Below are 11,426 nucleotides of genomic sequence, written 5' to 3' on the forward strand. Positions count from 1 at the left end.
GTGCGGCGTTACCAGGTTTTACCGATGTTAAACTGGAACTGCTCCGCTTTGTCTCCATCGTACTTTTTAAACGGCTGGGCGTAGGAGAAGACCAACGGCCCCAATGGGGACATCCATTGTAATGCGATACCCGCAGACATACGGATATTGCTCGGATCGCTGTAATCCGGAATGCCCAACTCTTTCATCTGCTGGGTATTATCCCAATTTGTATCCCACACGCTACCCGCATCCCAGAAGAACGAGGTACGTACAGAGTTCGCATATTTTTCGCTGATGAACGGCGTTGGTGTAATCAGCTCTACGCTGGCAACGCCCATGGCGTTACCGCCCACCGCATCATCAGATTTACAGAACTTTTCTGTAGTAGAATTGCAGTTATCCAGGCCAGAACCGCCGTAGTAAACCGCTTTCGGACCAATGTTGTTGGACTGGAAGCCACGAACGGTGCTTGAACCACCTGCGTAGAAGTTCTCATAGAACGGCAGTTCTTTACCACCTAAACCGTCACCATACCCCCAACGTGTACGACCCAGAACCACCCATTTGTGATCGTCGTCAATTGGGAAGTAGGACGCGGTGTCGACGGTCACTTTATAGAACTCGTTATCGGAGCCCGGAATGGTGACTTTACCGTTCAGGTTGACGCGCGAACCTTTCGTCGGGAAGTACCCACGGTCAAGGTTGTTATACGTCCAACCATAGTTGAAGGTGAAATCGTCCGCCGAATAGCCGTTGTCATCACTCGTGGTACTGGCGTTCTGCCCCACGGAGTCCAGATAACGCCACATCGCAACCTGCGGTTCCATACTCGACAAGCTGTTATGAACGTAACCTAAACCTGCACGCAGCGTATTGTACTCGTTAATCGGGAAGCCAAGCGTGCCATCAAGACCGTAGCTCTTGTTGGTGTACGAGGACAGATCCGCGTCATCAGCTTTAAAGTCGTTATAGAAGATACGACCACCGAGGCTGACACCATCAACAGTGAAGTACGGGTTTGTGACGGAGAACTCAGAATAAGTCTGGTAATCATTTTTGGTGCCGCTGATACCGACAGAGTAACCGGTACCTAACCAGTTATCCTGCTGCACGCCAACCTGGAAGCTGACGCCGCTTTCGGTACCGTAACCCACACCAAAGTTGAAGCTACCGGTGTTGCGTTCTTTGACCTTGTAGACAACATCTACCTGATCCGGGCTGCCTGGAACGCGTTGAGTTTCAGTATCAACAGTTTCGAAATAGCCCAGACGGTTCAAACGCTCTTTACCCTGATCAACCAGATCACTGCCCAGCCACGCGCCTTCCATCTGGCGCATTTCGCGACGCAGTACGGAGTCTTTGGAGGTGTCGTTGCCTTCGAAGCGGATCTTACGCACGTAGAAGCGGTTGCCGGCATCAACATTGATGTGCAGCTTAACCGTTTTATCGGCGTCGTTGATTTCAGGCTGAGACTGAACGCGCGGATAAGCATAACCATAGCGACCAAGAAGCTTTTTAATGTCATCTTCCATTTTGGTCACTTTAGTGCCGTTATACAGCTCGCCCGGCTCGATTTTAGTCAGGCTTTCAATCTCGGCAGAGTGCCCTGCCAGATTACCGCTCACCTGCACACCGGAAAGCTTGTATTGCTCGCCTTCGGTCACGTTAACGGTAATGTAAATGCCTTTTTTGTCCGGCGTCAGACTCACCTGCGTCGAATCAATGTTGAAACGCGCGTAACCGCGATCCAGATAGTAACTGCGCAGGGTTTCAAGGTCGCCCGCCAGCTTCTGTTTCTGATATTTGCGATCGCCAACCACGTTCCACCATGGCACTTCATCGCGCAGCTGGAAGTTGGAGATCAGCTGTTCAGTTGAGAATGCGTGGTTACCGACGATATTGATCTGTTGGATTTTCGCGGAAACACCTTCCTGGAAGACCAGCTTCAGGTCGACGCGGTTACGCGGCAGCGGGGTCACGACAGCTTTTACGCTGGCGCTATATTTACCGACGCTGTAGTAGAAATCTTCCAGTCCTTTTTCGATATCGGACAGAGTGGTGCGATCCAGTGATTCGCCAACACGCACGCCAGAAGCCTCAAGGTTCTGTTTCAGCATGTCATCTTTGACCGACTTGTTGCCGGAGAAAGTGATGCTGGCTATTGTCGGGCGTTCCTTCACCTGAACGAGGAGGGTATCGCCATCACGCAGGACACGAACATCCTCGAAGTTGCCGGTGGCAAACAACGCGCGAATGGTGTTACTGATGTCTTCATCATTCACCGTATCGCCAGGACGTACTGGCATACTGAGGAGGGCCGCACCAACGGCGACACGCTGTAGGCCTTCGAAATGAATGTCCTTCACTACGAACCCTTCAGCACCGTATACGGTGGCGCTGCTAAACAGCAGCGACGCTATGAGCAACTTTTTCATCGCCATCGTTATTATGCGTTCTTCCTAACAAACTCTCTTACAAGCGAGAGAAATCATTGAAAAGTGCAAGCCCCATTAACAGCACCAGCAAAATAGAGCCAATGCGATAACTAAAGTCTTGAACTCGCTCGGATACCGGTCCGCCCTTCAGCTTCTCAATCGCTAAAAACAGCAGATGCCCGCCGTCAAGAACGGGTAATGGGAACAAGTTGATGATGCCTAAGTTCACGCTTATCAAAGCAAGGAACATCAGGTAGTAAATCAACCCGAACTCCGCTGACATCCCAGCCCCCTGAGCAATCGAGATCGGCCCACTGAGGTTGTTCAGTTTTACATCACCGGTGATCAATTTCCCCAACATACTGACCGTCAGCTTCATCAACTGCCAGGTTTTATCCGTGGCTTCCACGATGGCGCTAAAGGGCCCGTACTGGCGTACTGTCTTGTATTCATCTGGCAGTGGGATAATTTTGGGCACCACGCCCGCGAACCCCTCTGCCTTGTTACCGGGTTTAGTATCCGGTATCAGTGTCAAGGACAAGGGAGCCCCTTGTCTCTCAACTTCCAGCGCTAACGATGTACCTGGGTTATCCCGTACCAGCGTAACGAATGTCATCCACTGCGTTAACTGCTGACCATCGACTTTAACGATCCTGTCGCCAGCTTGCAAACCCGCTTTACTGGCTGCGGAGCCAGCTTGCACCTCTGCAAGCACCGGTTCAAGCTGCGCCGCACGGGGACGAATGCCCAAAGACATTACCGGATCGTCCTTGTCCGGTGCAAAGGCCCAATGACGCAGGTCCAGCACTTTTTCCTGACGATTGTTATTGCCAAATGGCGCTACGCTGACGGTCGTCTGGCTATCGCCGATTTTTGACACCAACTGTAAGCGCACAGCATCCCAATCAGGCGTTTCGATACCGTCAATTGCTTTAAGTTCCGTGCCTGGTGCAATTTGCGCGTTTGCAGCGATAGAGTTGGGCGTTATTTCACCAACAACCGGACGAACGCCAGGGACGCCGATGATAAACACCAGCCAGTAAGCGAAGATGGCAAAGATGAAGTTGGCGATGGGACCCGCCGCGATAACGGCGGCGCGCTGGCCGACCGTTTTATTATTGAAAGCGTAGTGACGCATTTCCGGCGTAACCGCCTCAACGCGTTCATCCAGCATTTTTACATAACCGCCCAGGGGGATCAGGGCGATGACAAACTCGGTGCCATGTTTGTCTGTACGGCGCCATAGCGCTTTCCCAAAACCAATGGAGAAGCGCTCAACGCGGACACCGCAACGGCGAGCAACCCAGAAATGGCCAAATTCATGCACCGTGATCAACACACCAAGCGCAATGATGAACGCCGCCAGATTCCAGAGAATGCTCAGCATAAAACCTTCCGTCAAATCGTCCTGAAAACCAGCAATAACAGGCAGGCAAATACAGGAACTGCCGCTGTCAGGCTGTCAATGCGATCCAGTATACCGCCATGACCCGGAATAAGATGACCACTATCTTTGATTCCGGCTTCACGTTTAAACATGCTTTCTGTTAAATCACCTAACACCGACGCCAGAGCAGCAACCACTGAACAAATCAGCAGCGTAGACGGTGCGACATCCAGATTCGCCCATGCGCTGTAACCCCAAGAAATAACGCCAGCGGTCAGCAAGCCGCCCAAAAAACCCTGCCAGGTTTTGCCCGGCGAAACTTTTGGTGCCAGTTTATGCTTGCCAAACAATTTGCCAAACATGTATGCACCTGAATCTGCACCCCAAACGAGGATCATCACGTACAGCAGCCACAAGGAGCCGCTGTAAGGATTAGCATCGTAATGCCAGACTCGCAGCGCCAGCATTCCCCAGAAAAAAGGGATAATCGTCAGCACACCAAAAATCAGACGCAGTATTTTCGAATTACGCCACAGCGCTGCAGATGCCGGATAAGCCAGCACCAGCACCAGGGCGGCCAGCCACCAGACCAGCGAGGCCCAAAGAGAAATCTCCACCAGCGGCTGATGAATGTCGTGATGATATTCCGGCAGCGTAAACAACATGAGCGCTAACAGAAGCCCGCATAATACTGCCAGCCAAACCCGCTGTGTGCGTGACGTAAAACCGCTCAGTTGCCCCCATTCCCATGCGGCAAGCATGCAAACGGCGAGCGTAACAATTGCAAATCCCACCGGCGGCAGCAAAAAAAGCGCTGCAATAACAATGGGTATCAATACAAACGCAGAAATCAGGCGATACTTCAGCAAAAGCAACCCCCATCAGGCTTTGTCGCCACCAGGCTCGGTACCGCCGAAACGACGCTCTCGATTAGCAAAGGCATTCAGCGCACCTTCAAAGTCTTGTTCATCAAAATCGGGCCAAAGAACATCAGTAAAGTAAAGTTCGGCATAGGCAATTTGCCAAAGTAAAAAATTACTTATGCGATGTTCCCCACCAGTCCTAATCACTAAATCAACGGGAGCCAGCTCATGCATGCAGATTTGCTTGTTCAGCGTTTCTTCATCTATTTGATCCGGACGCAATAGCCCTTCCTGCACTTGCTCAGCTAAATGCCGGACTCCCTGAACGATATCCCAGCGACCACCATAGTTCGCCGCGATATTCAGCGTCAGCCCGGTATTCTGGGCGGTTAACGCTTCCGCTTTGCGGATTCGATCCTGCAAACGCGAATTAAAACGACTGGTATCGCCAATGACGCGTAAACGTACATTATGGCGGTGCAGGCTTTTCACTTCGCTGTCCAGCGCCCACACAAACAATTCCATCAGCGCGCTAACTTCCTGCGCTGGACGATTCCAGTTCTCGCTACTAAAAGCATAAAGCGTCAGCGCATCGATACCACTATTGGCGGCAAAAGAGACCGCACGGCGGACAGACTTCGCACCCGCTCTGTGTCCAAAGGCACGGAGCTTACCTTGTCTTTTCGCCCAGCGACCATTGCCATCCATAATTATCGCTACATGGCGGCAGCCATGCGTTGGCAAACTTTCGCTCATCGGTTGGTTAGCAGACAACATAACGCGTTTTAGTCCCTGAAAAGGATTTAGCGGTACTCAGGAATACAAAAGCCTTTACGCAAAAAAGCCGTGTAAACCACGGCCTACACAATACGCCATAATACAAACTGGCAATTTTGTGGCGCAGACTATATCACCGAAGCCCAACGCTAACAAATAGCACCGTCACGCAGGGCAGTAATATCACTAGCTTGCGAGGCGCATCACTTGTTTTTGCGCAATTTCACGAGCCAGTGCATCCACTGCCAGAACGTCGTCGATGCTCTGTGGTTCTCGTAAATCCATCTGCTCCAGTACAGACAGATTAAGGGCGGCAATATCCGTGAAACGAATAGCGGATGCCAGGAAAGCCGACACGGACACCTCGTTTGCCGCATTCAGCGCCGTTGTCGCCGCCTGCCCCTCACTGGAAGCATCAATAGCCAGCTTCAGGCAAGGGTAACGATCGTAATCGGGGGCAGCAAAACTCAACGAGCTTAGTTTGCAAAAATCGAGGGCATTAACACCAGACGGCACACGCTCTGGCCAGGCCATGGTGTGTGCAATGGGTGTACGCATATCCGGCTCGCCCAACTGCGCCAAAACACTGCCATCCTGGTAACGTACCATGGAGTGGATCACCGATTGCGGGTGGATCAGCACTTCCATCTGGCGGGCAGAGGCATTGAACAACCAGCGCGCTTCAATGTATTCCAGACCTTTATTCATCATGGTGGCGGAATCAACGGAGATCTTACGCCCCATTGACCAGTTCGGATGACGACATGCCTGATCCGGCGTCATCAAGGCCAGATCCGCTAATGACGTCTCCCGAAATGGGCCACCTGACCCGGTAAGCAAAATAGACGAAACACCATTTTGCTCAAGATCAGCGTACCCCAGGTTATGCTGGATTGGTTCCGGTAAACTCTGAAAAATAGCGTTGTGCTCGCTATCGACCGGCAAAAGCTGCGCCCTGCTCTCTTTCACCGCCTCCATAAACAGGCGGCCACAGGTCACCAGCGACTCTTTATTGGCCAGCAAAACCGTTTTACCAGCGCGAATCGCCGCCAGCGTCGGTAACAATCCGGCTGCGCCAACTATCGCGGCCATAACCTGATCAACTTCGCCGAGCGCAGCCATTTCACAAGCGGCCTGCTGACCACTCAGCACCTCAGTGCGACTGCCGTGCTCCCGCAGGGTTTGTCTGACTTGCTGCGCGCTGTCGGCATCATCCATCACCGCAAATCGAGGGGAGAACTCAAGGCATTGCTCGACCATGCGGGCAACATTTTTGCCTGCGACTAACGCAGTGACGGTAAAACGATCGGGGTTGTGACGAACCACCGCCAGCGTGCTGCAACCTATAGAACCCGTTGAGCCCAGAAGGGTTAAATGCTTCATGAAACGCTCGTAACGTTGCAAGTATAAAAAGCAAAAACGCCGTCAGCGAAGCCACTCTCGCGGCTCTCTGTACGGCGTTTTTATCGGTTTTTTAGAATCAGAACTGCATCAGTTCCGCTTCTTTATCCGCCAGCGCCGCATCCACTTTTTTAATTGCAGCGTCAGTCAGCTTTTGCACGTCATCCTGTGAACGACGGTCGTCATCTTCGCTGATTTCTTTATCTTTCAGCAGCGCTTTTACTTTGTCATTCGCGTCACGGCGAACGTTACGTACGGCAACGCGCGCTTGTTCAGCTTCACCACGGACGACTTTGATCAGGTCTTTACGACGTTCTTCAGTCAGCGCCGGCAGCGGAACACGGATATCGCTACCCGCAGAACTCGGGTTCAGACCCAGGTCAGAAGTCAGAATCGCTTTCTCAACGGCCGGGCTCATAGAGCGATCGAAGACGTTGATTTTCAGCGTGCGAGAGTCTTCCACGGTAACACTAGCCAGCTGACGCAACGGCGTCGGCGTACCATAATATTCCACAACGATGCCATCCAGCAGGCTCGGGGAAGCGCGACCGGTGCGCACTTTGCTGATTTGAGTTTTGAACGATTCTACGCATTTGTCCATGCGCACTTCAGCATCTTTTCTGATATCGCTTATCACGTTACGGATCCTTGAAATCTTGTCGCAGGCAGGCCATACGGCGGGTGTGCTAAGTATAGCCTGTTCAATTTTTGGCACCGTAAAGGCACCAAAAAGAACTGCTCAATAAATTAAAGCGGAATCTTACCTTTATTTACTGCTTACGGGAATTATTCCGTAATCAATGTGCCTTCTTTTTCGCCCATGACCACGCGACGCAGTGCGCCTGGTTTGTTCATATTGAACACGCGAATCGGTAATTTGTGATCACGAGCCAATGTGAAGGCCGCCAGATCCATCACTTTCAGTTCTTTCTCCAGCACTTCGCTGTAGGAGAGTTGTTCACACAGGGTGGCGGTCGGATCTAACACCGGATCGGCGGTAAACACGCCGTCAACTTTGGTCGCTTTCAACACGACTTCGGCTTCGATTTCGATACCGCGCAGGCATGCTGCGGAATCAGTGGTAAAGAACGGGTTGCCGGTACCGGCGCTGAAAATCACCACGCGGTTGTTACGCAGCAGGCTGATAGCCTCTGCCCAGCTGTAGTTGTCACAAACCCCGTTTAACGGGAATGCGGACATCAAACGCGCGTTCACATAGGCACGATGCAGAGCATCACGCATTGCCAGGCCGTTCATGACTGTTGCCAGCATACCCATGTGATCGCCCACAACGCGGTTCATCCCCGCTTTCGCCAGGCCCGCCCCACGGAACAAGTTACCACCACCAATGACCACACCAACCTGAATACCCAGTTCAACCAGCTCTTTGATTTCCTGCGCCATGCGGTCAAGAATGCTTGCGTCAATACCGAAACCTTCGGATCCCTGGAGTGCCTCGCCGCTCAGCTTGAGCAAAATGCGTTTGTAGATAGGTTTTGCATTGGTAGCCATGTTTCTTTCCTGAGACTGTGAACAAATGGACGGGTTTAATACTGGCGCTATGATACGTCGCCTGTCAGCGCAAACACTAGCGTATCGGCTGATTTTCAGATGAAGGACATAAAAAGAAGCCGCCCTCAGGCGGCTCCTTTTATTGATTAAGACTGCTTGGACATTGCAGCAACTTCTGCTGCGAAGTCAGTCTCAACTTTCTCGATGCCTTCGCCCACTTCGAAGCGGATGAAGCCAGTCACGTCAGCGTTGTGCTCTTTCAGCAGCTGGCCAACAGATTTGCTCGGATCCATAACGAAAGGTTGGCCAGTCAGAGAAACTTCGCCGGTGAATTTCTTCATGCGGCCTTCAACCATTTTCTCTGCGATTTCTTTCGGCTTGCCAGACTGCATGGCGATGTCCAGCTGAACCTGGTACTCTTTTTCTACCACTTCAGCAGACACATCTTCCGGTTTAACGAATTCCGGCTTGCTTGCAGCAACGTGCATTGCCAGTTGTTTAACCAGCTCCTGATCAGCGCCTTTCGCCGCAACCAGAACACCGATACGCGCACCGTGCTGGTAGGAACCCAGAACTTCGCCTTCCAGGGAAGCAACACGACGGATGTTGATGTTCTCACCGATTTTAGCAACCAGCGCAACGCGTTCTTCTTCGAACTGCGTTTTCAGAACGTCAACGTCAGTGATTTTGCCAGCAACAGCGGCGTCCAGGACTTTGTTAGCAAATGCCTGGAAACCAGCATCTTTCGCGACGAAGTCAGTCTGGCAGTTTACTTCCAGAATGATGCCGTAGGTGCCGTCGATCTTAGTGATGATCACGCCGTCAGCAGCAACGTTGCCTGCTTTTTTCGCTGCTTTGATAGCACCGGACTTACGCATGTTTTCGATTGCCAGCTCGATGTCGCCGTTCGCTTCAGTCAGTGCTTTTTTGCAATCCATCATGCCTGCGCCAGTACGTTCACGCAGCTCTTTTACCAGGGATGCGGTAATTTCAGCCATTCTTTAATCCTCGGGAGAGATATGACCTGCCCGGTTCCAGGAACCAAACAGGCTTAAAAGTGAAAAAGGGGGCCATAGACAGGCCCCCTAACCAAACTCGGTACTACCTGCTCAATAAGGGGCTCAAAGAGCGTGCCTTATTACTCAGCTTCTACGAAGCTTTCTTCCGCCTGAGTAGCCAGATCAGAAGAACGACCTTCACGAACGGTAGCAGCAACGGCATTCAGGTACAGGCTAACAGCACGGATTGCGTCGTCGTTACCCGGGATAACGAAGTCAACGCCGTCCGGATCGGAGTTGGTATCAACGATAGCAAATACCGGGATACCCAGGTTGTTTGCTTCTTTGATTGCGATGTGCTCGTGGTCAGCGTCGATAACGAACAGAGCGTCCGGCAGACCGCCCATGTCTTTGATACCGCCCAGGCTGTTTTCCAGCTTGTCCAGCTCACGAGTGCGCATCAGCGCTTCTTTCTTGGTCAGCTTGTCGAAGGTACCGTCCTGAGACTGAGTTTCCAGGTCTTTCAGACGTTTGATGGACTGACGAACGGTTTTCCAGTTAGTCAGCATGCCGCCCAACCAGCGATGGTTCACGAAGAATTGGTCGCAGTTCTGAGCAGCTTCTTTCACCGCTTCGCTTGCAGCGCGTTTAGTACCAACGATCAGAATTTTGCCTTTACGGGAAGCAATTTTGTTCAGCTCAGCCAAGGCTTCGTTGAACATCGGTACAGTTTTCTCAAGGTTGATGATGTGAACTTTGTTACGCGCACCGAAGATGAACGGCTTCATTTTCGGGTTCCAGTAACGGGTCTGGTGACCGAAGTGAACACCAGCCTTGAGCATGTCGCGCATGGAAACAGTTGCCATGATTAAAACCTCTATATAAAAGTTGGGGTTATGCCTCCACGTATCCCATATTACCGACCCCGAAGGGCACCCCGGAATATGTGCCGATACGTGTGTGTTATTACACAAAGTGAGATTTGTGGCTCCCATCCCAAAACAGGAACGGAAGTCCGGCGCGCTTTATACCACAAAACACTACCGGAAACCAATAGTTGTTGACGCAGTGTGCTGTTAATGATTCTCAATTTGGCACAAAGCTTGCCTGACTGTTACCATTGACAGCACTAATCCTGGTATAGTCGAAAAATTCGACACTGATGGGCACATTCCATGGCTATCTCTATTAAAACTCCTGAAGAAATCGAAAAAATGCGCGTCGCCGGGCGTCTTGCCGCCGAAGTGTTGGAAATGATCGAGCCGCATATCAAGCCGGGCGTCAGCACTGGCGAACTGGATCGCATCTGCAATGATTACATCGTCAACGAGCAGCACGCCATCTCTGCTTGCCTTGGCTATCACGGTTTTCCGAAGTCCGTTTGCATCTCTATTAATGAAGTGGTTTGTCACGGCATTCCGGATGATGAAAAACTGCTGAAAGACGGCGACGTGGTAAACATCGACGTCACCGTGATTAAAGACGAATACCACGGCGATACGTCCAAAATGTTCATCGTGGGTAAACCGACGATCCTCGGTGAGCGCCTGTGCCGTGTCACGCAAGAGAGCCTCTACCTGGCGTTGCGTATGGTAAAACCGGGTATTCGTCTGCGCACGCTCGGCGCGGCTATTCAGAAATATGTCGAAGGCGAAGGTTTTTCCGTGGTGCGCGAGTATTGCGGTCACGGTATCGGTCGCGGTTTCCACGAAGAGCCGCAGGTGCTGCATTATGATGCGGATGATGGCGGTGTGGTGTTGAAAGCGGGCATGACCTTTACCGTTGAACCGATGGTGAATGCCGGTGATTACCGCATTCGTACCATGAAAGATGGCTGGACAGTCAAAACCAAAGACCGCAGCCTGTCGGCGCAATATGAGCACACTATCGTGGTCACTGAAACCGGCTGCGAAATCCTGACGCTGCGTAAAGACGACACCATCGAGGCTGTACTTACCGCCGCCTGATCCAAGCTTTACTCAATGTTATCGACGGTCCGCTATGCGGGCCGTTTTTTTAGCTGCCCTTTCCGCCCGGGTCATACATATAAACGACTTTTCATTTCTCATTA

The 11,426-nt window shown here is 51.7% G+C and carries 10 protein-coding genes; 1 reads left to right on the forward strand and 9 read right to left on the reverse strand.

Annotation, left to right across the window (positions count from 1 at the left end; translation table 11 throughout):
- Positions 1–8 precede the first annotated feature (8 nt).
- From bamA to rpsB, 9 genes are all read right to left on the reverse strand, one after another.
- Positions 9–2,423 (reverse strand): outer membrane protein assembly factor BamA, encoded by a 2,415-nt coding sequence (gene bamA, locus AAEY27_RS17870; protein ID WP_342322148.1) that lies wholly within the window; start codon positions 2,421–2,423, stop codon positions 9–11.
- 31 nt (positions 2,424–2,454) lie between these two features.
- Positions 2,455–3,804, reverse strand: a complete 1,350-nt coding sequence (gene rseP / locus AAEY27_RS17875; RefSeq protein WP_342322149.1) for a sigma E protease regulator RseP — start codon at positions 3,802–3,804, stop codon at positions 2,455–2,457.
- An 11-nt stretch (positions 3,805–3,815) separates the two neighbouring features.
- On the reverse strand, positions 3,816–4,673 hold the full coding sequence (gene cdsA / locus AAEY27_RS17880; protein ID WP_342322150.1) for a phosphatidate cytidylyltransferase: 858 nt from the start codon (positions 4,671–4,673) through the stop codon (positions 3,816–3,818).
- Between the two features lie 12 nt (positions 4,674–4,685).
- Positions 4,686–5,444 carry a (2E,6E)-farnesyl-diphosphate-specific ditrans,polycis-undecaprenyl-diphosphate synthase gene (gene ispU / locus AAEY27_RS17885; protein ID WP_342322151.1) on the reverse strand — a complete coding sequence of 253 codons (759 nt, stop codon included), beginning with the start codon at positions 5,442–5,444 and terminating at the stop codon, positions 4,686–4,688.
- A gap of 186 nt (positions 5,445–5,630) precedes the next feature.
- Positions 5,631–6,827, reverse strand: coding sequence for a 1-deoxy-D-xylulose-5-phosphate reductoisomerase (gene ispC / locus AAEY27_RS17890; protein WP_342322152.1), 1,197 nt, complete (start codon positions 6,825–6,827; stop codon positions 5,631–5,633).
- A 97-nt stretch (positions 6,828–6,924) separates the two neighbouring features.
- Complete coding sequence (gene frr / locus AAEY27_RS17895) at positions 6,925–7,482, reverse strand: ribosome recycling factor (RefSeq protein WP_342322153.1); 558 nt, start codon at positions 7,480–7,482, stop codon at positions 6,925–6,927.
- Positions 7,483–7,631: 149 nt separating this feature from the next.
- The gene (pyrH, locus tag AAEY27_RS17900) at positions 7,632–8,357 is read right to left on the reverse strand and encodes a UMP kinase (RefSeq protein WP_342322154.1); all 726 of its coding nucleotides are present in this window, start codon (positions 8,355–8,357) and stop codon (positions 7,632–7,634) included.
- 146 nt (positions 8,358–8,503) lie between these two features.
- Positions 8,504–9,355 carry a translation elongation factor Ts gene (tsf, locus tag AAEY27_RS17905; protein WP_342322155.1) on the reverse strand — a complete coding sequence of 284 codons (852 nt, stop codon included), beginning with the start codon at positions 9,353–9,355 and terminating at the stop codon, positions 8,504–8,506.
- A 140-nt stretch (positions 9,356–9,495) separates the two neighbouring features.
- On the reverse strand, positions 9,496–10,221 hold the full coding sequence (rpsB, locus tag AAEY27_RS17910) for a 30S ribosomal protein S2 (RefSeq protein ID WP_342322156.1): 726 nt from the start codon (positions 10,219–10,221) through the stop codon (positions 9,496–9,498).
- Between the two features lie 309 nt (positions 10,222–10,530).
- On the opposite strand from rpsB, the gene map reads away from it, so the two are divergent.
- Positions 10,531–11,322 (forward strand): type I methionyl aminopeptidase, encoded by a 792-nt coding sequence (gene map / locus AAEY27_RS17915; RefSeq protein ID WP_342322157.1) that lies wholly within the window; start codon positions 10,531–10,533, stop codon positions 11,320–11,322.
- The last annotated feature ends 104 nt before the right edge of the window (positions 11,323–11,426 follow it).

The organism is Kosakonia sp. BYX6, assembly GCF_038449125.1.
GTDB classification, from domain to species: Bacteria; Pseudomonadota; Gammaproteobacteria; order Enterobacterales; family Enterobacteriaceae; genus Kosakonia; species Kosakonia calanthes.